The sequence below is a fragment of the Planctomyces sp. SH-PL14 genome (assembly GCF_001610835.1).
In the GTDB taxonomy this organism is placed as follows: Bacteria; Planctomycetota; Planctomycetia; order Planctomycetales; family Planctomycetaceae; genus Planctomyces_A.
The window spans coordinates 3,965,324-3,988,886 of record NZ_CP011270.1 but is presented as its reverse complement, the minus strand read 5'-3'; the positions used below and the strand labels follow the sequence as shown (position 1 = coordinate 3,988,886).

Annotated in this window: 15 protein-coding genes; 3 read left to right on the top strand and 12 right to left on the bottom strand. The window is 65.7% G+C overall.

Features of this window, described 5'->3' with window-relative positions:
* Window positions 1–127 precede the first annotated feature (127 nt).
* Together VT03_RS15425 and VT03_RS15420 are read right to left on the bottom strand one after the other, a co-directional pair.
* Window positions 128–913 (bottom strand): amidohydrolase family protein, encoded by a 786-nt coding sequence (locus VT03_RS15425; RefSeq protein WP_075093798.1) that lies wholly within the window; start codon window positions 911–913, stop codon window positions 128–130.
* A complete protein-coding gene (locus VT03_RS15420; RefSeq protein ID WP_075093797.1) occupies window positions 910–1,698 on the bottom strand; it encodes an amidohydrolase family protein in 789 nt (262 codons plus the stop codon). Before VT03_RS15420 ends, VT03_RS15425 begins: the two co-directional genes overlap by 4 nt.
* Window positions 1,699–3,006: 1,308 nt before the next feature.
* Between VT03_RS15420 and VT03_RS15415 the strand changes: the two genes are divergently transcribed.
* A complete protein-coding gene (locus tag VT03_RS15415; RefSeq protein ID WP_075093796.1) occupies window positions 3,007–5,109 on the top strand; it encodes a sigma 54-interacting transcriptional regulator in 2,103 nt (700 codons plus the stop codon).
* A gap of 87 nt (window positions 5,110–5,196) precedes the next feature.
* On the opposite strand, the gene VT03_RS15410 is transcribed toward VT03_RS15415, so the two are convergent.
* The 3 genes from VT03_RS15410 to VT03_RS15400 form a co-directional block, all read right to left on the bottom strand.
* Window positions 5,197–5,565 carry a hypothetical protein gene (locus VT03_RS15410; RefSeq protein ID WP_075093795.1) on the bottom strand — a complete coding sequence of 123 codons (369 nt, stop codon included), beginning with the start codon at window positions 5,563–5,565 and terminating at the stop codon, window positions 5,197–5,199.
* Window positions 5,566–5,708: 143 nt separating this feature from the next.
* The gene (locus tag VT03_RS15405; RefSeq protein ID WP_156514530.1) at window positions 5,709–6,689 is read right to left on the bottom strand and encodes a DUF1559 domain-containing protein; all 981 of its coding nucleotides are present in this window, start codon (window positions 6,687–6,689) and stop codon (window positions 5,709–5,711) included.
* 203 nt (window positions 6,690–6,892) lie between these two features.
* Window positions 6,893–7,846, bottom strand: a complete 954-nt coding sequence (locus VT03_RS15400) for a C-terminal binding protein (RefSeq protein WP_075093794.1) — start codon at window positions 7,844–7,846, stop codon at window positions 6,893–6,895.
* A gap of 520 nt (window positions 7,847–8,366) precedes the next feature.
* Here VT03_RS15400 and VT03_RS15395 point away from each other — a divergent pair.
* Window positions 8,367–8,993 (top strand): sigma-70 family RNA polymerase sigma factor, encoded by a 627-nt coding sequence (locus VT03_RS15395; RefSeq protein ID WP_075093793.1) that lies wholly within the window; start codon window positions 8,367–8,369, stop codon window positions 8,991–8,993.
* 42 nt (window positions 8,994–9,035) lie between these two features.
* Here the strand turns inward: VT03_RS15395 and VT03_RS15390 are convergent, their stop codons facing one another.
* Window positions 9,036–10,745 carry a serine/threonine-protein kinase gene (locus VT03_RS15390; protein ID WP_075093792.1) on the bottom strand — a complete coding sequence of 570 codons (1,710 nt, stop codon included), beginning with the start codon at window positions 10,743–10,745 and terminating at the stop codon, window positions 9,036–9,038.
* A 656-nt stretch (window positions 10,746–11,401) separates the two neighbouring features.
* Between VT03_RS15390 and VT03_RS15385 the strand changes: the two genes are divergently transcribed.
* Window positions 11,402–12,751 (top strand): BBP7 family outer membrane beta-barrel protein, encoded by a 1,350-nt coding sequence (locus VT03_RS15385; RefSeq protein ID WP_197489350.1) that lies wholly within the window; start codon window positions 11,402–11,404, stop codon window positions 12,749–12,751.
* A 98-nt stretch (window positions 12,752–12,849) separates the two neighbouring features.
* Here the strand turns inward: VT03_RS15385 and VT03_RS15380 are convergent, their stop codons facing one another.
* The 6 genes from VT03_RS15380 to VT03_RS15355 all read right to left on the bottom strand — a co-directional run bounded on the left by VT03_RS15380 (window position 12,850) and on the right by VT03_RS15355 (window position 23,108).
* On the bottom strand, window positions 12,850–14,838 hold the full coding sequence (locus VT03_RS15380) for a c-type cytochrome domain-containing protein (RefSeq protein WP_075093790.1): 1,989 nt from the start codon (window positions 14,836–14,838) through the stop codon (window positions 12,850–12,852).
* A gap of 118 nt (window positions 14,839–14,956) precedes the next feature.
* Window positions 14,957–17,392, bottom strand: a complete 2,436-nt coding sequence (locus VT03_RS15375) for a DUF1549 and DUF1553 domain-containing protein (protein ID WP_075093789.1) — start codon at window positions 17,390–17,392, stop codon at window positions 14,957–14,959.
* A 93-nt stretch (window positions 17,393–17,485) separates the two neighbouring features.
* Window positions 17,486–20,125: a pre-peptidase C-terminal domain-containing protein gene (locus tag VT03_RS15370; RefSeq protein ID WP_075093788.1), complete on the bottom strand. Its 2,640-nt coding sequence runs from the start codon at window positions 20,123–20,125 to the stop codon at window positions 17,486–17,488.
* A 286-nt stretch (window positions 20,126–20,411) separates the two neighbouring features.
* The gene (locus tag VT03_RS15365) at window positions 20,412–21,743 is read right to left on the bottom strand and encodes a DUF1501 domain-containing protein (RefSeq protein WP_075093787.1); all 1,332 of its coding nucleotides are present in this window, start codon (window positions 21,741–21,743) and stop codon (window positions 20,412–20,414) included.
* Between the two features lie 303 nt (window positions 21,744–22,046).
* Window positions 22,047–22,607, bottom strand: a complete 561-nt coding sequence (locus tag VT03_RS15360) for a hypothetical protein (RefSeq protein WP_156514529.1) — start codon at window positions 22,605–22,607, stop codon at window positions 22,047–22,049.
* Between the two features lie 168 nt (window positions 22,608–22,775).
* Window positions 22,776–23,108 carry a hypothetical protein gene (locus tag VT03_RS15355; RefSeq protein ID WP_075093785.1) on the bottom strand — a complete coding sequence of 111 codons (333 nt, stop codon included), beginning with the start codon at window positions 23,106–23,108 and terminating at the stop codon, window positions 22,776–22,778.
* Window positions 23,109–23,563 lie beyond the last annotated feature (455 nt).

Genomic DNA, 23,563 nt, shown 5'->3' with positions numbered 1-23,563 from the left:
GGCGAAGCTCCCGCTGAGCCGCGAACGTTCGCGAACGCGTTCCCTCTGTCGCCTCGACCTCTCGATGTCTTCCCCTCAAGCCGCCCGTCGGATTCTCCACCGACTTTTGGGGCACACACGCGACGGCTTACGACTTCGCCTCGGCCGATCCCCTTCGGAGGCGCTCGGCGTTCCCGCGAACGATCTTCTCCTGAATCGGCCCGGGGATCTCGGATTCCCGCAGCTTGAGGACGGCGGACTCGGCGAGGAACACCGGGGCATAGGTTCCTAAGAGCAGCCGCTCGGGCGGGTGCTGCGCGATCCACCGCTCGATTCCCCCCGCCCCTTCGAGGCCGGCGATGTCGAACGAGACGTCCCCGGCCTGGATCAGCCGTCCCGCAGTCTCGGTCCGGATGTCGCGCTGAGCATTGAGGAGCAACAGTCGCAGCTTCGGCCGGGCCGCGACCAGCTCGACGAGCGGCGCGGCGTCAAGCTTCTTCGGCTGGAGCAGCGGATGCTCGGTCCGCTCGTCTTCGACCCGCCACAGAACCTGCACGAACAGGTTCCGCTCGACCGCGAGGTCGAAGAGCCGCGCGACCGCCGGCAGCGAAAAGTCGTATTGGTGGTAGGCCGGGAAGAGCCGAACCCCGGACATGCCGTGGATCTCGGCGCAGCGGCGAACCTCCTCCTCCCAGTCGGGCTGGCCGGGATGGACGACTCCGATTGGCCGGAAGAGCCCATCGCCATGCCGTCGGCATTCCTCGGCCAGGCGGGCGTTGAGGCTGCCGAAGTCGCGGTGCAGCAGACCCTCGTGCGAGCTCGCCCAGGCTTCGGTGACGCCGTGCTTCCGCAGCCGCTCGGCGAGTCGGTCCGGCGTGTCGTCAGGAAGGCGGCGGAAGGGGTAGAAGCCGAGGGCGGTGTTGACATCGATCATGGCCGGCCTCCCTTCCCTCGCAGAATCGGATCGAGCATCCGCTGCAGGTTCCGGCTGTAGATCAGGTCCTTCTGCGGATCAGTCACGTTTGCTCCCGCGACCTTGGCGATCTGCGACGCGAAGCTGCGGCCGGGGGCGTCGCTCCCGTACAGGACCCGTTCGGCTCCAAGTTCCTTCACCGCCATCTCGACCATGCCGGCGGTCGGATCGAACCCGGCGGTCTCGACCGAAACGTTCGGCAGGTCGCGGACGGCCCGGATCCCCAGCTCCCAGGTTCCGCCGCAGTGCCCCAGGATCATGGGGATCCTGGGGTGCCGGCGGGCCAGTTCGGCGAGGTCGAGGGGCGTCGACTCTCCGGCGAGGTTGCCGGTCGTTTTGATCCAGGTGTGCTGGAAGATGAGGGCCTTGAGCTCGGCGCAGCGGGTGACGATAGCGTCGAGCGAGGAGTCGGAGCAGCGGCGGGCGACCCAGAGCTTGATCCCGATCATCGGCCCGTTCGCGACGAGTCGGTCGATCTCGGCGAGCGATTCGGGGAGGAAGTGCGGGTTGATGTAGGCGAGGCCGAAGGCCCGGTGATGCCAGTGCGAGAGGGCCTGGACGACGTCGTCGTTCTGCTGGCGAAACTGTTCCGGGGTCGGCTCCTGGAGGAAGGAGGTCCCCATCGAGAGGACGAGGCGGGCGACGCCCATCCGGTCGGCGTATCGGATGAGGTTGGCCATCCGTTCGTCGACGGTCCGCCCGGCGATGCCGGACAGGTGGCAGTGGAGATCCCAGATGACGGACATAGCGGGGAAGAGGGCGCGGCTGGGGAACGGGAGAGCGCTGGGGCAGGTGAGCGATGCTCACTGTGGCCTGTTCGCCGTGCGTCGGTCAACGCCGCCGCCTCGAACAGCGTCCTTGCCGGCACAGCACTGCTCGCTCAAACCCAACGTGCGACGGCAGCCGAGGTCAAGGGCCACAGAAATGACACAGACCCTTGCCGCCGGAGGCGCTTCCATGAGGAACCGTGGGACACAACGGACGTCCGCTTTGTGGGACCCGTGTTGAGGACTCCCTCACCCGATACCGCTCGCTTTGCAATCCCCGCGTCTCAGGTGAAGGGGCATCCGGCACGTCGCCCGCGCCTGGACACGTACTCCTGCAGACATCTCCCGACGGGCCAAGCCTCCGGCGGGCAAAGGGCCAATAAAACGACACAGGCCCCTCTGCACTCCCAACCAGGGTCCTCCTGGACCCGATCAGAACCAGCACCGCGCATGAAAAACCCCGCGTTGCCTTGGGCAACGCGGGGCAATCCGTGTCCTGGGGAGAATGAAAGCCTCGGCCGAATGTGAACAGGTCCCCGAGGTGAACGACACGGTATTAATGGGTGAATGAATGGACGTGTTGTAGCGGTTGCACGGCGCGTGCCAACCCTGGAATTCTCGGATTCCCTGCGATTTCATTGCGTGCCCCGTTCCACTTTGAATCGGGGAACCAGGACGCGGGCACTCTGACGCGCTTCGTCCTGCAACAGCAGTCTCGCAGTCCGGCGTTTCGATCCGGTTCGAAGGGGGTCTGGAAACCGATTCGATCGCGCCGCCCCCGAAAACCGAGCGAATGAGAAGCCCGCATCGAAGCCGGTGGATTTCTCAGTGCGACGGCGGTGCGTCGTTTTGCAGCGTTCCGGTCTGCGTCAATGCAGCGTCACAGAGACCCTCGCCAGACGTCAGCGGGTTCGCCATCGGATCGTCATGTACGATGACGTGGTGGAGAAAGTCCATTTCTCATAATAGGTTGCGTCCGAACGGCCGGGTGGATGAGGTTCAAATCCTTGTTTGGCGCACCAAATGCAACCCTGCATTTCAGCTGCACGAGCGAGGATTGGCCCGCACTTGCTTCCTGTTGCAGTAGCAAGCGCCCCCGGGACCCCGGTCTTAGGGGCGCTTGCTGTTTTGAGTCAGGCGGCCCGGGTGTGCTGGATCAGACGGGCCGCATCGTCAGAGCCTTCAACACCGTAAGATGACCAGATGAGGCAGGTTCGAACATTGCCGCCGCTCGAAGTGTCACCGAGCGGGTTCCTAGTCTGCTGTAATGGTCCTGGAGTTGAAGTGATGGATTGTCCGCCGACGCGGTCAGATCAGGCCCAGGATGTGGCCTATCTTGTCGTGCATCGAGGGGCTGCACGTGTCGAGGTTGTACCGCTCACCCTCGGCGGACGGCTGACGGTGGGGCGCGCCCCCTCCAATCGCATTGTCATCACCGACAAGAAGTGCAGCCGGGTCCACTGTGAGTTCTTCAGCCTGAATGACTCGTGGTACGTGCGGGACATGGCGAGCCGTAACGGCATCGCCGTTGATGGCGTCGCCGCCACCGGCGACGTGGAGCTCCGCTTCGGCCACTCCGTGGCGGTCGGCGACACCACGCTCCTCTTTACGAATACGGACCCGACCACCGACGGTCAGGACGGTCGCGCCGACCGGGTGGCGATCATCGAGCGCCGCAGCGGCACGCAGTACGACTTCCCCTCGGGGATCGAGCGGCGCGGCCAGGTGCGGCTCGACGCGGCCGAACTGTTCCAGATCGGCCGGGCGATGCACGAGGCGGGCGACATCGCCAGCCTGTGCAGCATCGTCCTCGACCGGCTGATGACAGCACTGCCCGCCGGCGTCGGCGCCATCCTGCTGCTTCCACCGGAACTCCCGGCCGTCACGCGAAACCTCTCGCTCGTCACCGCGCACTCCCGGTCCGGGGACGCGCCGTGCGCCTACTCGGAATACCTTTCGGGACTCGTCCTCAAAGAGAAGGACGCCGTCCTCGCCCACGATATCGCCCAGCACGAGTTCCTGAGCGGCCGCGAGAGCATCGAGCGGCTTCAGGCGGACAGCGCCGTGTGCGCACCGATCCGGATTTCGGCGGACGCGGATGCCGAAGTCCTGGGGGTCATCCATCTTTACTCCACCGACCACGCCGCTCCCCTGACGGCAGAGCACCTCGAGTTCACGCTTGCGGTCGCCGATCAGATGGCGGGACTCCTGGTGACGCTCCGTGAGCGGGAGACGCTCGAGCGGAATCTTTCGCTCGAACAAAGCCGGGGCAAGGCTTACCGGGACCAGCTGGAGATCGAAACGGAGCTGGTCGGAACCAGCCCTAAGCTCTCCCGCGTGAAGAGCGCCATCGGACGCGTTGCGCCGACCGACGCCACCGTCCTGATCCGCGGCGAGAGCGGCGTCGGCAAGGAACTCGTCGCCCGCGCCCTGCACTTCAACAGCCATCGCAAGGGGGGCCCGTTCGTCTGCGTGAACTGCGCCGCCCTGACGGAAACGCTCCTCGAGAGCGAACTGTTCGGACACGAGAAGGGCTCGTTCACCGGCGCCTCCGCACAGAAGGCCGGCAAGTTCGAGCAGGCGGACGAAGGGACGATCTTCCTCGACGAGATCGGGGAGATGAGCCAGGAGATCCAGGCCAAGTTCCTGCGGGTCCTCGAAGGCCAGAGCTTCGAGCGCGTCGGCGGGGACAAGGAGATCAGCGTCGACGTCCGCGTCGTCACCGCCACCAACCGCAATCTGGAAGAGGCGGTCCGCCACGGCAAGTTCCGCAGCGACCTCTTCTTCCGCCTGCAGGTCATCGAGATCGACGTCCCCCCGCTGCGGGAACATCCGGAAGACATCGCCGAGCTCGCCGGACACTTCGTCGAGCGGTTCACCACCAAGTCCCGCAGCCGCGTCAAAGGCCTGGGCCGGCTGGCGATCGAAAAACTGATGAAGCACTCGTGGCCCGGCAACGTCCGCGAACTGCGAAACGTGATCGAACGGGCGGTGATCCTCAGTGATCGCGAGATCCTGACGCCGGATGACCTCGTCCTGACCCGCCTCGACCTCTCACCCCCCGCCGTCCCGCCGTCCTCCCCGACCCCACCGAACTCTTCCCTTTCCCCGGAGACCGATCCGTTGACCGAGATTGCTGAATCGGACCCGACCGAGACCTGCTACGACCCGCAGATCAACCTGTGGGGCAGCTTTGTGCAACAGGGACTGACGATGGACGACATCGAACGTCTCTACATGGAGGCGGTGCTGAAGCACTGCGACTGGAACAAGTCCCAGGCGAGCCGGATCCTCGGGATTGAGCGGACCACGCTCGACCGCCGCCTGAAGCGCTACCGCATGAGTCGTCCCGGGGGCGGCCCGGAAGACGACGGCGAAGACACGAACTGATTTCCCGCCGTTGGCTTTCCGCCATCAGCCTATCGCCCGCGTCCCCTGGGACGCGGGCTTTTTTGTTGCGCGAGCCCGTCCCGCCGCCTATCCGGCGTGATCGTGATCATGGTGTTCCGAAGCGGGCCGGGACCGGCGGCGGTTCAGCTGGGCTTCCTCGAAGCGGAAGCACTCCTTGTCGGCCGCCTCCCAGGCGCCGGACCGGGCCTGGGCGATGAGCTTGCCGAAGTGCGCGTGCTCGGACTGCGACATCGCCCCATCGGCGAGTCGCTGGTCGACCGCCGACGCGACCTTGTTCAGCCACTCGGAATTCCGCGACGAGACCGCCGTCCGGAGGAGCTGAATGTACCGCAGGTTGTCGAACTCGACGGCCGGCGGCGTCACCCACCACCCCCGCAGCCAGACGATGGCGACCAGCAGGACGGCGCCCGCGATCCATTTGACGTTCGAGGACATGACGGACTCCGGGACGATGATCGGCGGGATTGGCGAAGGTGGGAAGGGGCCCGTTGCGAGGGACGGAGGCGGGCGGGGTCAGGGCGTCTGAGAGGTGAACCACCGGGCGAGCGCGGCGCGTCATGCGGCCGCCGACTCGGCTCTCACCAGTCCTGAACGCGGTCTCCCTTGCCGCGGCTGCTCAGGGAGGCCCATGTCGGCTGGTGGATGTACTGCGAGATGAAGTGGATGCTGCCGTCTCCCATGACGACGTTCGCCCCCCCTTCGTGCTCCGAGTACATCTGGCAGACGTGGCACAGCGGACTGTTGGGGGCATGGATCGGCGCGAAGCCGGTCAGCGGATCGATCTCAGCGGATGACGGGCCGGCGTGGACGTTGACGAGCGTCGCGGCCCGGTCGCACTGCGTCAGCGGGAAGCGGGCCGGGTTGTTCGTGCAGACTTCCGCCCCCGGGACCGCTCCGACCCACGTCTTGCTGCTGAGGACGGAGCTGTGTTCGCCAAGGAACACGGTCTGGCTCAGCCCGTCCGACACGTCGGCGGCGCGCGTCCGGGAATTGCGGAACAGCGGGCCGTCGGCGACCGAGGAATAGTCGTCGACGGTCCGTCCCCACGGCTCCTCCTGTCCGACGCTCGCGACGTAGCTCGACGGGCCGAAGGTCGCCAGCGTCGTCCCGCTTCCGTTCTTCACGTTAAAGGGGCCGGGCTGCCCGGTGTCCGAGGGGCAGCGGAAGACGGCGATCACCGTGCGGACCGCCTCGGCGTTGACGGCATTCCAGCAGGGGCGGTCGGTCTGGAGCCGGTTCGCCAGCGGAGCCTGGTCGATATACGGAAGGAGCGCAGCCCCCCAGCCGAAGCCGTTGGGGCCGTCATACGTCGTCGCATCGCGCCCGGGGCTTCGCGTGTCCGCGAAGTAGGACGCCGGGAACATGAAGTACGCCTCGTGGTAGTTGTGCAGCGCGATCCCGAGCTGCTTGAGGTTGTTCGTACACTGCGCGCGGCGGGCCGCGGAGCGGGCCTGCTGGACGGCCGGGAGGAGGATGCTGACCAGCACCCCGATGATGGCGATGACGACGAGCAGCTCGATGAGAGTGAAGCCGGCCCGGCGGCGTGAAAACGACGTCACGTTTCACCTGCAATGATTAGGCGAGTGTAGCACGCATTACATTTCCGCTGAAGTTTAGCATCGGCTACACCGCGGTCAAGCGTCGACTGGAAGTCGCGGGAATTCACGGGAACTTGGCAGAGACGCAGGGTGTGCGTGCTCAGTTGTCCGTCATCAGCCAGCAGGACTTCCCGGCGACGGACAATGGAGAACGAACGGCTTCCCTACGGCACGCCATTCACAACATTCTCGGGGACCGAGCCGGTCAGCCGCGCGGCGATCTGCCGGGCGACCCGCTGCCGGAGGTCGGTCAGCGAATCCTCCGAGACGAATGCCGCGTGGGGGGTCACGATGACCCGCTCGTCGCGGTAGAGCGGATGCGCGAGATCCGGCGGCTCGGGCTCAAAGACGTCGAGGCCCGCCCCGGCGATCCGGTTCTCCCGCAGCGCAGTCGCGAGGGCCTCGGGATCGATCAGCGGACCGCGCGAGGTGTTGAGGACGACCGCATGCGGCCGCATCTGCCGCAGGGCCTGTTCATCGAGGATGTGCCGCGTGGCGGGAGTGAGCGGCGCGTGGAGCGACAGGAAGTCGCTTTCCCGGAAGAGCGTCTCAAGCGGGACCATCGGGCAGCCAGTTCCGTGGTCGTCGCCGGAGCGGGTGTGGGCGATGACCCGCAGGCCGAGGCCGCGGGCCTTCTCCGCCACGCGGCGTCCGATCCGGCCGAGTCCCAGGAGACCGAGCGTCTGCCCGGCGAGGCGCCGCATGGGAGGTCCGGCCTGGAGATCGTATTCGCCCCGCTTGGTGCGGAGATGGTAGAAGCCGACATTGCGCGAGAGGGCGAGAAGCAGTGCCAGCGTGTGATCGGCGACTTCCTCAATGCAGTAGTCGGGGACGTTCGTGACCGGGATGCCGCGGGCGGTGGCGGCCGGGATGGCGATGTTGTCGAGGCCGATTCCCATGCGGCAGATGATTCGGCAGCGGGGCGCGGCGGCGATGACGTTCTCGGTCACCTTGGCCCAGCAGGTGGCGATGGCGTCCGCTTCCTTGGCGAGTGCGACCAACGTCGACTCGTCGCCATTGGGGGCCTCGATGACCTCGACTCCGATGGGTGCGAGGATCTCGCGTTCGAGGTCGGAGTTTCCCCAGGGGCGATCTGTGAACAGGGCGCGGAGGGCCATGGCGGCGGAATCCTTTCGGGCCGGAGGTTCGAGGCCTGTGGATTATAGGCGTCCCATTCCGCTTGGACACGCGGGGTGCTGAGCCGACCGCAATGGAGGATCTCTCTGTCTCACCGGGTCCAGGGGCACCCTGGTGGGGAGTGCAGAGGGGCAACGCCCCTTTGCCCGCCGGAGGCCTAGCCGTCGAGAGATATCTGAAGGAGTGAGTGTCCAGACGCGGACGACGTGTCGTATGCCCCCTCACCAACCCGCGCGGACTCCAGGGCGAGCGGTGAGCCCGCAACGCCTGTCACACAAAGCGGACATTCGTTGTGTCCCACGGTTCCTCATGGAAGTGCCTCCGGCGGCAAGGGGTTGCCCCCTTGACCCCGGCTGCCGTGGCAGGTTGGGCTTGAGGTGGCATAGCTGTGCCGGCAAGAACGCGGTTCGAGCCAACGGCCATTCCCGCGACGGGCAGATCGCTCGCAACTCACCGCGTCGACTACACTCACACCATCGTCCCGCATCCCGAGGTGGCAGCGTGTGGCCCGAAGAACACCAGACCGGATCCCTGCTGCAGAAGATCTCGGACGGCGAACCCGACGCGCTGAACCACCTCATGGACCGCCACCGGCCCGCACTCCGGCGGATGATCGAAATGCGCCTCGACCGCCAGATCCAGGGACGGGTCGACGCCAGCGACGTCGTCCAGGACGTCCTGATCGAGGCCGCCCAGCGAATGCGGACCTACCTCGAAAAGCCCGACATGCCGTTCCACCTCTGGCTCCGCCAGATGGCCAAGGACCGCATCATCGACCTGCACCGCCGGCATCATGCCCAGCGTCGAAGCGTCGACCTCGAGCAGTCCATGGCCGCCGCCTTTCCCGATCAGTCGTCGCTCGACCTGATGGCCCAGATCCAGGACCAGGACCTGACCCCCGCCGCGGCCACGCTCCGCCGCGAAATGGAGCGGCGGTTTCACCAGGCCCTGACGCTGCTCGACGAGGACGACCGGGAAATCATCCTCATGCGGCACGCCGAACACCTCGGCAACGGCGAAGTCGCCCAGGCGCTGAACCTCACGCCGGCGGCGGCCGGAATGCGGTACCTGCGGGCGATCCGCCGGCTTAAAGAGGTCCTGGGAGAAGGAGAACCGGGGCGCGAATAGCGGCGACCACGGGAAGCAGAGGAGGAGGGGCGGACAGTCCGCTCACTTCATCGCGTCGCGTTCCTTCTTGATCGTCTCCTCCGGATCAAACATCCGGTCGCTGGCACGGTCGACCAGGGGCTTGAGCTCCGCGTTGTTGCGGTACAGCTCGACAATGCTCCGCCACCGGTCCTTGGCGGCAAACGTGTCCCCCTTCGTGTACTCCTCGTCCCCCTTGGCGATCTGCTCGTTGATGAAGGCCGCCCGGTCGGAGGAGCTGCCGGCGGTTTCCTTGATCTTCTGGATCTGGCGGCGGGACAGGTTCAGGAACGGGCGGTTCGTCTTGTTGTCCTCGAGCACGGTCTGCATCGACTCGAACTTCTCGAGGGCCGAGGCACGGTCGCCGAACTTCTCGTACTGCAGGGCGCTGACATACAGCCGTTCCGCTTCCGACTCGGGCGCGACGCCGCGGCGGATCCGGTTCTCGATCTTCCGCTCCTCCTTGTACGTCTCGATCTGGTCCCTCCACTCCATCGCCTGCTTCCCCTCCGGCGTATCGGGATAGCGTTTGATGAGGATCTCGATCGCGCTCTCCACGTTCAGCCACTGCGCGGGATCGTTGGTGGCCATCACCGGCGCGATCTCCGCCGCCAGCTTCGCGGCGCTCTTGGGGAGAAGGGCCAGCGAGACGACGCCGACGAAGACCACCATGCACAGCGCGAGGAACCACGTCCGCTCCCAGAACGGAACGTCCGCGTCCTGCGATCCCTTCTTCCCTTTCTTCCCCTTCTTCTTCTTGGAGACGGTCGTCGCCCCCTCGGCGTTCCCCGACTCCTCGGTCTTGGGGGCCCGGGAGAACAGGCGATTCAAAATCGGAATCGTCGCGGTCTTCTCTTTGACCGGCGTCTCGACCCGCGTCGCCTTCTTGGCCAGCTTGTCCTCTCCGGCGACGATCTGCTCCCGGATGTCGGCCAGACGGGTCTGGACGGCGAGAGCGTCGTGCGGGCGGTCGTCCGGATCCTTCTCCAGGAGCTCGTCGATGAACTCGTCGAGGACCAGCGGGCAGCCGATGTTGAAGTCCCGGACCGAAGGCGGCGCTTCGTCGAGGTGTTTGAAGAGCAGTTCGCTCTGCGACTTCGACTCAAAGGGAGTCCGCCCGGCCAGCATCTGGAACATGACGCAGCCGAAGGCGTACAGGTCGGTCTTCCGCGTGATCGGCGACTTGCCAGTGATCTGCTCGGGGGCCATGTAGGCCATCGTGCCGAGCGTCTTGCCTGCCTGTGTGAGCTGGGTGGCGTCGGCGTCGCGGGCGACCCCGAAGTCGCTCAGCTTGAGGACCCCCTTCTCGTTGAGCAGGAGGTTCCCCGGCTTCAGGTCGCGGTGGACGACGTTGTGGCCGTGGGCATGCTCGAGGGCCTTGGCGAGCTGGATGCCGTAGTCGATCGCCTCCTGCCAGGTGAGCTGCTTTTTCTTGCGGAGCTGGTCGTCGACGGTGCCGCCGGTCACCAGCTCCATGGCGTAGAACTGCTGCGTCCCGGTCGAAACCCCGCCGTAGTACCGGACGATGTTCGGGTGCCGGAGCTTCTGCAGGATCTCCATCTCCCGCTCAAAGCGCTTGGCGACCTTATGGTCGCCGGAGAAGGAGTCCGCGAGCTCCTTGAGAGCGACTTTCTGCCCGGTCTTGACGTAGGTCGCCAGCCAGACCGTCCCCATGCCTCCCCGGCCGAGTTCGCTGTCGAGGATAAAGGGACCGATCTTGCGTTGCTCGCTCATCGCATTGAAGGGGGAGAGGCGGGGCTCCGAAGGCCGGAAAATCAGGCTGGCACGGGGGCTGCGACCGGGGGTGGGAGACCGGAGGTGCTGACCGGGACACACCCGGCCGGCGATCTGGGGCCATCTCCGTTCGCATCTCCCGTCAACGTCTCAAGTTCGCCCGGCTCCCGAGGCGCTCGGCGGACGATCGTGAGGGCATCATCAGTTTAAGCAGCGTTTCCCGCCAGCGGTACGTTGCGCTTTTCTGATGGTGTCCGCTCGATCGCCCCTTCGCTCCCGCCAAACGGCCCTCTGGCGGTCCCTCTCCGTCCTCCCCCACGTCCGGGGACTCGGAAAAACTTGGCCTGCCAGGAGGAGGAACCGGTCTGGTCCGATGTCCGGTCCTATGAGCATACGGTCTCCGGCGAGCAAAGTCGTCCTCCGAATTCCCGGCATTTCCGGGGGATTGCCTCAGCGGCAATCGGCAGTCCCGGCCGGACTGCCCGCCGAACCCGTCGTGCGACCGGATTTTTCGGAATATTTTCCCCAACCCCATCCGCCGGCAGGACCGATAAACGACGTACGACCGGCGCCCTCGCCCCCGTTCGGCCTCCGCATGGACGGACCGGACCGGCGGGGATGAACCGGCGATCGTGCGGATGAAGGGAAGGATTCCGATGATCCGTTGCTCAATGATCTGGGGAAGCTTCCTGAGCTGTTTCCTTGTCGCCACGACGGGATCCGCTCAGCAGATGGCGCCCCCGTACGGGGTTTACGGAGATCCGTCGTATATTCCTCCCAACGGCTGGCAGGTCCCACCGCACCATACCCATCGCGGCTGGGAGGAGCCGGGCCTCCAGTACGATCCGGAGCTGCTCCCGCCGGTCCGCGACCGGGGCTTCTTCTACGACTTTGACTCCGCGCTCGACCTGACGATCCGCGAGGAGATCCGCGGAATCCGGTTCTCGCTGGAATACATCAACTGGACGGTGAGCGGACCGAGCCGGGCCCTCTTTGGAGCTCCGCTGGCCAACGTTCCCGATCCGAACCAGCCGTTCGACGTCTTTCTGCCGGACTTCACCGTCCCGCTCCCGCCGCGGATCGACTCGGCCTTCGTTCCGGACACCTCGAACCTCGGTGACTGGAACCGCCAGGACGGCCTGAAGGGGAACGTCAGCCTGCCGTTCTACGGCGGGTCGATCGAGTCGACCTTCTGGATCCTCGAAGACAGCAACATCAAGTTCGACGCCGCCAATCTCGTCCGGCCTGACCCGGCGCTCGGGGTTCCTTTTGCCGATCCGCGGCCGGCGTTCATCGCCACCAGCCTGCTGTCCGACGGGATCCCCGGCAACCTCGTGATCCTCTACGACGAATACCGGGCAACCTACAAGAACCGCGTCTGGTCGGGCGACGTCAACTACTACTACAAGGTGATGTCGACCCCGTATCCGTGGTCGGTCGAGCCGACGATCGGCTTCCGGTACATCAACTACAACGAGTACTTCAACCAGACCGGCCTGTTCGACAACCGCTACGACATCGACGGGCTGGCGGGACGCTTCGCGACGCCGATCATCAGCAACATCAACTCGTCGGTCGTGAACCACATCTACGCGACGCAGTTCGGCTTCCGGTTCCAGTGGCAGTCGCCGTGGGTCACGTTCGGCGTGGAACCCAAGGCGATCCTGGGGGTCAACAACTACTCCGCCGGGGTCTACACCAACAACCTGCGGGACTCGAGCTTCACTCCGGTCATCGACGACGGCGAGACCTTCTCCCGGTATGACCGGCACAAGTTCCTGCCCGGTATGGACCTCGGGGTGAATGCCAAGATCCGGCTGACGGAGTACGTCAACCTGACGGTGGGATACAACCTCGTCCTGGTGGACAACATCGCCCGGGCGACGCAGGTGGCGTACTACAACGACACCGGCCCGGCGAACCCGCCCGGCATCACCGCCACAGGCAGCAGCGACAACCTGCTGATCCAGGGGCTGACCGTCGGAATGGAAATGCACTTCAAGTAACGCGGAGAGTAAAGAAGTCGTCAGTCATCCGTTTTCAGTCAGAGGATGCATTCGTTCTCTCTGACTGAAAACTGACAACTCAAACCTGACAACTTCCCCTACTTCTGTGCGGAGGCCTGGGCACCGACCTGGGCCTTCGCGGCGTTGAGGCGTTCGAGCTGGGCCTTGACCGCCGCCGCCTTCTGCTGGGTCGTCTGGAGGGCGGCGGTGATGTCCTGCATCGCCTTCGTCTCCTCCGGCTTCGCGGGCGCTTCGGCGACCGCCTTGTCCGCTGCGGCCTTCGCCTTGGCGGCGTTCTCCTGGGCCAGCTTCTCCGCCGCCTGGGCCTGCTGCGTGACGGTCGTGGCGTCGGCGGTCATCTTGGCGACGCCATCCTTCGCGACGGCCACCGTCTGCTGATCGGTCATCGCCTTCTCATAGGCCGCCTTAGCCGCCGCCAGAGTCTGCTCCGCCTGCTTCAGGGCCGCCTCGGCCTGCTGGAGCGCAACGGTCTTCTCCGCCAGCGCCTTCTCGGCCGCGGTCTTGCCGTCCGTCGCCTTCTTCGTCGCCTCGTTGGCGGCGTTCATCTGCGCCGTCGCCTGGTCGGCGACCGTCTTGCGATCGGTCAGCACCTTCTGGAGGCCCGCCAGCTGCGCCGCCTGCTGCTCAGCCTGACCGTTGGCCGCGTTCATCGCCTGCGTGACGGCCGCGATCTGCGAGTCAAGAGTCGGCGGGTTCGTGTTGATCTGGTGCAGGAGCGCCCCGTCTGCGGTGTTCCAGATCCGGACCATCCCGCTCCAATCGCCGCCGAGGACGAAGTTCGTCTCGTTGTCATAGGCGACCTCGAGCCCCAGGTCGGTCATCCCGCCGAACTCCTTGAGCTGGCCCCCGTCGCCGTTCCACAGCCGGACGACCCGGTCGCGGCCGGTCGAGACAAGCCGGCCGTCGCGGGTGTAGTCGACCGCCGCGCAGCCCCCGTGGGCGTTCCACTTCTTGATCTCGGTCCCGTTGTTCATCTCCCACAGGCGGATCGTGTTGTCTTCGCTAGCCGAGGCCAGGGCATTGCTGTCCGGACGCCAGCTGACGTCGTTGACCGATCCCTGGTGGCCGACGAGGTTGTAGAACTCCTTGCCGGTGTCGGACTCCCACACGAGCAAGCCGTTGGCCCGGTCCCCCGAGGCCAGGAGGACGCCGTCCGGGCTGAACTCGATCGCCGTGACCCAGTCGGTGTGCTTCTTCTGCTCAAAGAGGAGCTCCCCGGTCGCCGTCGAATAGACGCGGAGGATCTTCTTGGGGCCGCCGAGCGCGATGAGCTGCTGGTTGGGGCTGATGTCCGCTCCCAGGACGGCGTCGTACTCGTCGCCGACCTCGATCTTCCGCTCGCCCGTCTTGACGTCGTAGACGACCACTTTCCCGGCCGCTCCGCCGCGACCCCCGCCGACCAGCAGCAGGTCTCCGGTGCGGCTGAACTTGAGGATGTGGGGCTGCCCTTCCGGGTAGGGAAGGACGCCGAGGACTTCCGCCGTCTGCGTATTGAAGAGGGTCACCTGCTTGTGTCCGGAGACCGCGCCCAGCGAGGCCCACGGGCTGCAGGCGAGAGCCGTCACGGCATTGACGGTCGGGCTCTGGACCTGCGGGTCACCGAGGTACCGCTGCGGCATGGCGACGACCGCCGGCCGCTGCCCGGTGACCTCGATCTTGGCGACCGACATCGTCTTCTTGATCGTGGCGGTGCTGCCGCTCGTCTCCAGGATCCCGCCGTCGATCCACTTCTTGATCGTCGCCAGCTCGTTGTCCGGGAGCTTCGCCGCGTTCGGCGGCATCTTCGGTTCGGACTCGTGATTGATCAGGCTCCACAGATAGCTGGAGCCGGCGTCTCCCCCTTCGACGACCGTCCCCGAGCTCCCGCCCGTCATGAGCGCCTGGTAGTTGTCGACCACCAGCCCACCCTTCTTGTCGTTCCCGTTGTGGCAGGAGCCGCAGCGGGCGCGGAAGATCGGCAGGACGTGGTCGTTGAACGTCACCTTCTCCGCCGGCTTGTCCTGGGCCAGCAGCGAAGCGGCGGGAAGCGCGAGCGTGAGGAAGGCCATGGTCGCGGTGCGAAGCATCGGAAGTCTCAGAAAGACCAGTGCGGCAGGCGGGAGGGGAGGGGGGACGAGGATTCGGGATCCAGGAGAAAGGATGGGCGTTCGGCCTGAATCCCCTCTCCGGAATCCTTCCGCCTCATCAGTGGTTGAACAGGAACTCGCGGCAGTTCAGGAGGGCCCAGAAGATGTCTTCGACCCCCTTGTTCTTGTCGGTCCCCTCCGCGAGCAGCGGCTTGAGGGCGTTCATCTCCGCATCGGTCGGCTTGCGGACGAGGCAGGTGACGTAGAGCTGTTCGATCGTCTGCTCCGGCGTCAGCTTCTGGTCAATGACCGACTTCACGATCCCCCCCTGCTGCATCTTGGCGTTCACGAGGTCGCCGTTCATGAGGTGCAGGGCCTGCGAGAGGGTCGGCTCCATCTTGACCTCGCAGGAGCAGGCGGTCTCGCGGGTGGCGCGGCCGAAGGTCGTCAGGAAGTAGTCGCTCGTCGCGCCGTCGGCGATCTGGACCGCCCGGGCGCCGCGGGGGAGACCGCGGAACTTGTCCTTCGTGTTCGTCACCTGGCTGATGATGTCGAGCATCGACTCCGCCTTGATCCGGCGGATCGTCTGGTGGGCGAAGTTCCGCTCGTCGGTCAGGTTGCTTTCATTCCGCTGCGTCGACCGCTGGTAGGTCTTCGAGTTGCAGATGTCGCGGACCAGCCCCTTGAAGTCGTAATTGGTCTCGGTGAGCTTCCTGGCCATCGCCTCGAGCAGTTCCGGATTCGATTCCGGGTTCGAGATCCGGACGTCGTCGATCTCCTCGACGATCCCGATGCCGAAGAAGTGCTGCCAGACGCGGTTCGCGAAGTTCTTGGCGAAGTACGGGTTCTGCGGCGAGGCGAGCCATTTGGCCAGGATCACCCGCCGGTCTTCACCCGGCTTGATCTCCGCCTTGCCGCCCCCCAGGAAGTGCGGGACCGCGTTCTTGCCGGTCACCGGATGGGGGACTTCGCCGCCGCCGGCGTTGAAGATGATCTGCTCGCGGCTGTCTTCACCCGCCTTGCGGCCGACCTGCGAGAAGAAGGAGGCGAAGTTGTAGTAGTCGTCCTGGGTCCAGCGGTCGAACGGATGGTTGTGACACTGGGCGCACTGGATCCGCATCCCCATGAACATCTGGGCGACGTTCTCGGCCAGCTTCAGCCGGTCCCGCTCGATCTGGTAGAAGTTCGTCTGCGGGACCTTGAACGTCCCCCCGCTCGACGAGAGGAGGTTCTGGACCATCTTGTCCAGCGGCACGTTGTTGGCGATCTGGTCGCTCAGCCACTGGTAGTACAGGACGATCGACTTGTACGAGACCTCGTTCGAGGACCGCATCATCAGGATCTCGGCCCACTTGGAGACCCACAGCTCCGTGAACTCCTTGCGGCCGAGCAGCTCCTCGATCTTCTTGGCCCGCTTGTTCGCGTCGCCGTCGTTCATGAACCCGGCGTACTCGTCCTTCGTCGGCAGGACGCCGACGAGGTCGATGTAGATCCGGCGGATGAACTCTTCGTCGGTGCACTGTCCCGACGGATGGATGCGAAGCTTCTTGAGCTTGGCCGAGACGAACTGGTCCACGTAGTTCGCCGGCTCGAACGGCTGCTCCTGGTACTGCAGCCCCTTCGGAAGGACGATGTACTGGCTCCCGACCGTAAAGGTCGAGAAGCGGGCCATGACGAAGGCCTCGCCTCGGGCCCCCGCGGTGACGACCCCTTCGGGCGAGATGGCGGCGGAAGTCTCGTTGTTCGTGAGGAACAGGGCCAGGTGGGTGACGTCGCGGTCCGTCCCGTCGGAGTAGGTCGCGCGGACCGTCACCTTCTGCGTCTCCCCTTCGCCGTCGAGGACGGCGTTCGGGGGATAAAGCTCCAGGCCCGTGCAGGTCGGGATGTCGGCCGGATCCTGCGGGGTGCCGGAGGCGATCCACTTCACCATGAGCTGGTTCAGCTCGCTCGTCTTCTCATACCGCTTGCCGCCGGTGTGGGGGACGTCCCCGACCGCTTTCTCGATCAGGAGGCTCGACTCCGGAATGGCGAGGTCGACGCGGCGGCCGGGGAGCTCCCGGGTGATGCGGTGCTGGTCCCCGTCGGGATCGTAGCCGAACAACGAGAGGCGGAACCCGTCCTTGCCGCGGGCCGCGCCGTGGCAGCTTCCGGTGTTGCAGCCCGCCTTCATGAAGACCGGCATGACGTCGAGCTTGAAGCTGACCGGCTTCACTTCGGCCGCCCGCTCGACCTTGATCGGAACGCTGAGCGTCTTGCCGCTGAACTCGACTTTGAGCTCGGTCGCGCCGTCCGTCACCGGGAACAGCATGTTGCCGTCGCGGCGGACGACGCCGTCCTGCGCGATGGCCCAGTTCGAGGTCGCCGTGACGTCGCGGGTGATCCCGTCGGTGAAGACCGCCTGGACGACCACCCCCTGGCGGTCATGCGACGTCGTCAGGTTGACGGTCGTGGGGCTGACCCGCAGCTCGGCCAGGTCCGCGCCGAACGCAACGGAGGCGGCGGACGCCAGCAGCGAGCAGGCGGTGACGAACGGGAAGGACAGACGTGTGCTCATATCGTTCTCGGACTGAATCGACCGATCGGGACGTGTTCTGAGGTTCGGCGTGATCCGGGAGGAACGATCCTCCGGCCGGAAACCTGAGCGACGTTATGTTCCAGGGGCGGGAGGCGCGGCCGGAGGTGCGGCCGGGGCCGCTGGGGGAGCAGCCGGAGCCGCGGGCGCTGCGGCGGGTGCCGGAGGCGCGGCTGGAGCTGCTGCCGCCGCCTTCTCGGCCTCTTCCTTCTGCTTCTGCTCCAGCCGGAGCTGTTCCAGTCGGGAAAGCGGCTTCGGCGGAGCCGCCTGCGGCATGGGCATCGGGGGAGGGGCCGCCGCCATCGGCATCGGCGGGGGGGCGTTCGGCTTGGGGGGCGGCGGCGTATCGACCCGCAGCCGTCCCTTGCCGATGTTGTGGACCACCTGCTCGCCCGCCTCCGGGATCAGGAGCTGGCAGAACAGGTTCTGGTTGTTGCCGGGAGGGGTATTGGCAGCCGCCTTGATCGTGAAGGTCAGCTCGGTCGTCTCCTTGGTCATCTTGAGCGGTTCGGCGGTCGAGTTGGCCGGCAGTCCGACGAGCGTCGCGACCGCTTCCCCTTCGAAGTCCTTCCGCTTCGTGACCTTGGCCAGCATGGCCGCTTCCTTACCCTGCTCGACCGCCGCCTGGGAGAGCTCGAATTTCACATACTCCTCTTCGATCGCCAGCGGGACGAACGGCGTGCAGGTCTCGACCCGCCCCTGTCCGCGGCGGCGGCGGTTCATCTCCGGGTTCTCCGAGATGTCGGCCTGGGCCCGGATCGCGATCGGCCAGACGCCGACCGCTCCGTTGCCGTTGCAGTTCAGCGGAATGACTGCCTCGGTCTCGTTCTCCTTGATGTCGACCGAGCCGCTCGAGCTGATCCCCGGAGGGTTCTGAAGGAGCAGGATGCGGATCGGACCTTTGAACTCCGCCAGCCGTTCCGCCTTGACCTTGAGGTTCAGCGAGCCCCCCCGGACGATCGGTGTCTTGGGAGCCTCGACCGTGATCTTGAACGGCAGCGGCTCAGTCACGACGACCGGCAGCCGGAGCTGCTCTTCCCGCCACACGTTCTGCTGGTTCTGGCCGAGGACCATCAGGACCTGCTGCATGAGCGGCCCTTCGACCTTCAGGTCGGGCTTGGCGGGATCGGCCGTGTGGGCCAGGATCTTCGAGAACTTGCCCGCGACCGGCGCGTCGGGCGCGGCATACAGGACGACCGGCATCGTGCCGCCGCCGCGCCACATCTCGGGGCACTCGATGCTCACGCCGGCCGGGAGGTCTTCGCTGCGGAAGGCGATCGGTCCGCCGACGTCCTGGCGGGTCACGGTCACCTGGACGCCGACCCCGCCCCCCTGGGGGACGATGAGCTGCGGCTGGACATACCGCTCGAAGTCAACGGTCGACGCGATCACCTGCGGAGCGACCGGAGTCATCTCAACGCGATAGGTGTAGGAGGGGCCGCCGCCGCGGAGGTGGTCGTGGACGAGGATCGAATACTCGCCATCGTTCGGGCAGGTCCAGCGGATGTAGCTATCCGGCCCGCGGCTGTCGTCGTTGCTCGCCATCCCGCCGCCGTCCTTGTTGCAGACGTACAGGACGCCGTCGATCGCCGACCGGAGGCGCCGGCCGTAGAGCTCGACGTCGAAGACCTGCCCCTTGGTGGCGGTGAACTTGAAGTAGTCCTGGTCCCCCGGCTTGTCGAGACAGCCGTTGAAGGCGACCGGCGCCGGAACGGACGCGGTCGTGATCTGGGCGGTCGCCTCATTCGGCTCCTGCTCGATGATGTTCGTCAGCTCCGAGACGCGGAAGAGGTGCGCGGAGGGAGCGAGCCCGGCGCCGTCCTGGACATTGAGCTCGTAGCGATCGCTCGGCGCGGCGGGGAGCTGGAACTCCTGCACGAATTCCCCGGCGACATCGCCCAGAAACTTGACCGCCAACTTTTCGCCCGGCTTGCCGCCGCTGGGGACAATCCCCCGCGGCCGCGGGAACTTTCCGACGTTCAGCAGGTAGTAGGCCCGGCCGTCGCCCGTGTAGGCGGCGTCCCGGATCTGGATGATGTACTTGCCATCCTCGGGGACGATGATCGAAGCGATGCTGTCGTTGTAGACGAGGGCATCGTCGTCATTGGCCGAGAGCTCGAACCGCTCGGCGTTCAGGATCGCCACGTAGGGATCGAAGAAATTCCCCCGCGAGGAATAGCCGAGGCGGATGCCGTAGACTTCGGCGGTGAGCCGCTCCCCTTTTTTGGCTTCGACCACGTAGTAGTCGACGTCTTCACTGTCGACGCGGCCGTGGAGGCAGACGTCGTTGCTGATCGCCTGCGGGGTGGCGAACTCGGAGTTCGGCTCCTTCTCCTCGACGACCGGCAGCGGGCCGACGTAGATGTTCTCGAGGTTCGACAGGCCGGTCGCCGTTCGGACGCGGACGCGGTGCGAGCCCAGCGGGGCGCTCGGATCGACCTTGAGCTTGACCTTGATCTGCTTCCCCTTCTGCTTCTCGTCCTGAGTCGGCTCGAAGGCGGTGACCTGGATCCCCTGGTCGTAGATCAGCAGTTCCTGGGCATCGTCGAAGTTGCTGCCGAAGAGAGTCACTTCGGTCTCGACTCCCCGCTGGACGCCGTGCGGCATCAGGTTTTCGAGCCGGGGGGTCACGGCGTGGGCCGAAGCCGAGAAGGCCGAAACGAGAGCAAGCGAGGTTCCGGCGAGGAACAGGCAGCGACGGACGAATGAGAGCATCCGATCCCCCTGAAAACTGATTGTCGAGACGGAGCAGGCAGGCAGACGCCCCGTCGCAAGGTGGGAATTTCGCGGAGCCGCCTTGGCGGCTCAGCAAACGAGGAAGCCTGGACAGAAACGCATCCGAGCCGGCGCGTGCCGGACCGGTCCCTCCCTGGAGCGTTTCGTCTCACCTCGTCCTGAGATGGCGATGCCGAACAGTCAGTCTAAACGCCAGACAGGCGAAAACTCCAAATCCCAAAGAGACGCCGGGCATCCTTTGGGACTTGGAGAGTCGATCGATCTCTCAGGCCAGGAGTTCGTTGACGACCTTGCCGCCGTCGACGATCTCGATCGGGCGGTCGCCGGGAGCCATGAGCTCCTTGTCGGCAACGACCCCCAGGCAGTGGTAAACGGTCGTGAACAGGTCCTCGATGCCGAGCGGGTTTTCATCCGGCTCGCTGGCGGTCGGGTTCGACGTGCCGTACACGAAGCCCTTCTTGATCCCGCCCCCGGCGAGGGCGACGCTGAAGACCTTCGGCCAGTGGTCGCGGCCGGCGGTCCCGTTGATCTTCGGCGTCCGGCCGAACTCGGACGAGACCATGACGAGCGTGCTGTCGAGCAGGCCCCGCTGCTCCAGGTCGAGGATCAGGCGGGTGAAGGCCTGATCGAACTGCGGCATCTGGTTGCGGAAGCCGGCGACGATGTTGTCGTGCATGTCCCAGCCGCCGTAGGTCAGGTTGACCAGGCGGACACCCGCTTCGACGAGACGGCGGGAGAGGAGCATCCGGGCGCCGGCGGTGTTGCGGCCGTATTCGTCGCGGAGAGCGGCGGGCTCGGCTTCCAGGTTGAACGCTTCGCGGGCCTGCGGCGAGCTGATGAGGCTGTAGGCGCTGTCGTAGAAGCTGTTCATGGCGCTGATCTTGTCCGACTTCTCCTTCTGGACGAAGTGGGCGTTGACCGCTTCCAGCGCCGAACGGCGGGTGGCGAACCGGCTGTCATCGACGCCGCCGGGGAGGTTCAGGTCGCGGACCTTGAAGCCGCCGTCGGCCGGGTCGCTGCCGAGGCTGAACGGCGCGAAGGCCGAGCTCAGGTAGCCGCTGCCGGCGTAAATGTTCGGCATGTTCGGGATGCAGACGTACGGCGGCAGGTTGTTCCGCGAGCCGAACTCGTGCGAGATCACCGAGCCGATGCTCGGGAATTGCAGGGCGGGGCTGGGGCGGTAGCCCGTGAACATGTTGTGCGTGCCGCGCTCGTGGGCCGCTTCGCCGTGCGTCATAGACCGGACGATCGTCATCCGGTTGGCGATCTGGGCGGTCTTGGCCAGCGTCTCACCGAAGAGGACGCCGTCGACGTTCGTCTGGACCTGCTTCATCTCCCCGCGGTATTCGATCGGAGCGTAGGGCTTCGGATCGAACGACTCCTGGTGGGCCATCCCGCCCGGGAGATAGATGTGGATGATCGACTTCGCCTTCCCCTCGAAGTTCGAATACTTCTTGAGGTCCGCCCGCGCTTCCATTTCGAGGAGCCGCGGCAGCGTCAGCGTGGTCCCGGCGAGCATGCCGATCTGGAGGAACCCGCGGCGGGAGAGCCGCTTGAAATGCTGCGGCGTACAACCCAATTCATGAGACTTCAACATGGAGTGGCCTCAATCAATTCAGGAGGGTGGCCCGCAGGGGCGGACCTGGGTGGAGGGCTGAGCGCGGGGTGGGGGGAAAGTTGTGCGCGCAGGGGTTTCCCCGGACGAATCGGGATCACCTTATCTGTCCAGTTCGTCATCGTCAAGTGTCGGCAGATGTTGCCGGTGAACTTCACGACGAACGGCTCGAACGGGCCAGGCGGGGGGGTGAGGGCGGGGGCGCCGGCTTCGCACGGGCAAAAAAATAACCCGGGACGGGTCCCGGGTGTTCGTGACGAATCGGATGTTTTTGCTGGATGGCGTTCAGTCGTTGTAATCGACGATGACCAGTCCGCGGCGGGTGGTGACGATGTCGACCGAATACTTGCCGTAGTCGAGGCGGATTCCGTCGCGCCAACGCAGGCAGCAGACTTCCTCGCGGCCGCACGGCGGAACGCAAACCTCGACGTAGACGCACCCTCCGCCAAAGCACGGATCCTTGATCGCCACCAGTTTCGGAACGGCCTGGGGGTGCATGTTCCGCGTCTGGCGGACCCGGACCTTGTCGTACAGCGGCAGGGCCGGGAGCGGGGAGACGAACACCTGCTCGTAAGGAATCACCGTCCCATCCGGGACCGGCGTCAGCGAGACGCCACCCGGAGGATCGAACTGCTGCGGAAAGGACGGCGACGGAGCGACTTGCGGAACGATGGGCCGCAAGGTCTCGTAGCGCGTCGGCTGGGGCCGCGGAGCCTCCGGCACAACCGGAATGACCTCCGTCTGGGGAACGATCAGCGGCTGCGGCGCGGCCGGGAGGGCCGGGCCCTGAGCCCATCCGACCGAAGCCAGTCCGAGCAGAACCAGGGCAAAGGAGACTCGTCGCATCGTCGGCACCTCGTGCAGTTCCGGGGGCCTCCAACGTACCATCACGCCGAGCGATGTAAAGCTTCGGCCCGGCACAATGGGAGGGGCGGGAGGTTTGCGGTGTGTCTTTCGACCGCCGAGTTCATCCGCGCCGTGGTCCTTCGGGGACCGACCGATGCGGACGGGAACTCAGTGAACAGACCACCAGCGTGCCGCGGGGCTGCCCATGGCGCTTCGAGCCAGCGGGCTTTCGGCCGGAGCGGTGCCCGACATCCGGTCCCACGGTCCGCTTGGCGACTGGCGTTCCTGCATGTGAGAGCACTTGAACTGCTCGTCCCAGCGGATCACGAAGTCCTGGGCGCAGGTCGGCAGTTCGGCCTTCGTCACGCAGGAGGGGTTGAGTCGTGCGGCCGCGTTCGCGCGGTCCGTCTGATCAACGAGTGCAGCAAAACCAAAGGCGGAGTAGACCGCGACGGCGAGGAGCCCGCCCATCAGGGCGACTTCTCGAAACGGGAGAAACATCGAAATTCCAAAATGGGAACTCGCTCGCCAGTTCTACTGGGAGGAATTCAACACGCCCGGGACGCCGAGGTGGGGTGGCGGCCAGAGGCCAGCCGGTGCGGCGTACGGGGCAACTTTCAGGAGGGGGAGGCAGCCGGGCCGATTCCTTTCCGCCGGACCGCTCCAACAAGGTGGGATCCGATGGGATGGATCATCTCCAACGGACACGGGAACTGTAGCGGCGGTCTGTGAAGAACTGGTCAGGATCGGGCAGAAACGGCGGTTTTCTTTCTGACCGGAATCCAATCCCATCAACGACTTCGGATCAAAAGCATGTTGATGTCACGGGGGTGCATTCGCCGGATGTTGGGGAGCGGGAATGCATTCCGTTGGCTCGAACGGCGTTCGTGCCGGCACCCAGTACGGAATCCCCGCGTGTTGGTGAGGGGGCATTCGGCACGCTGTCCGCGCCTGGA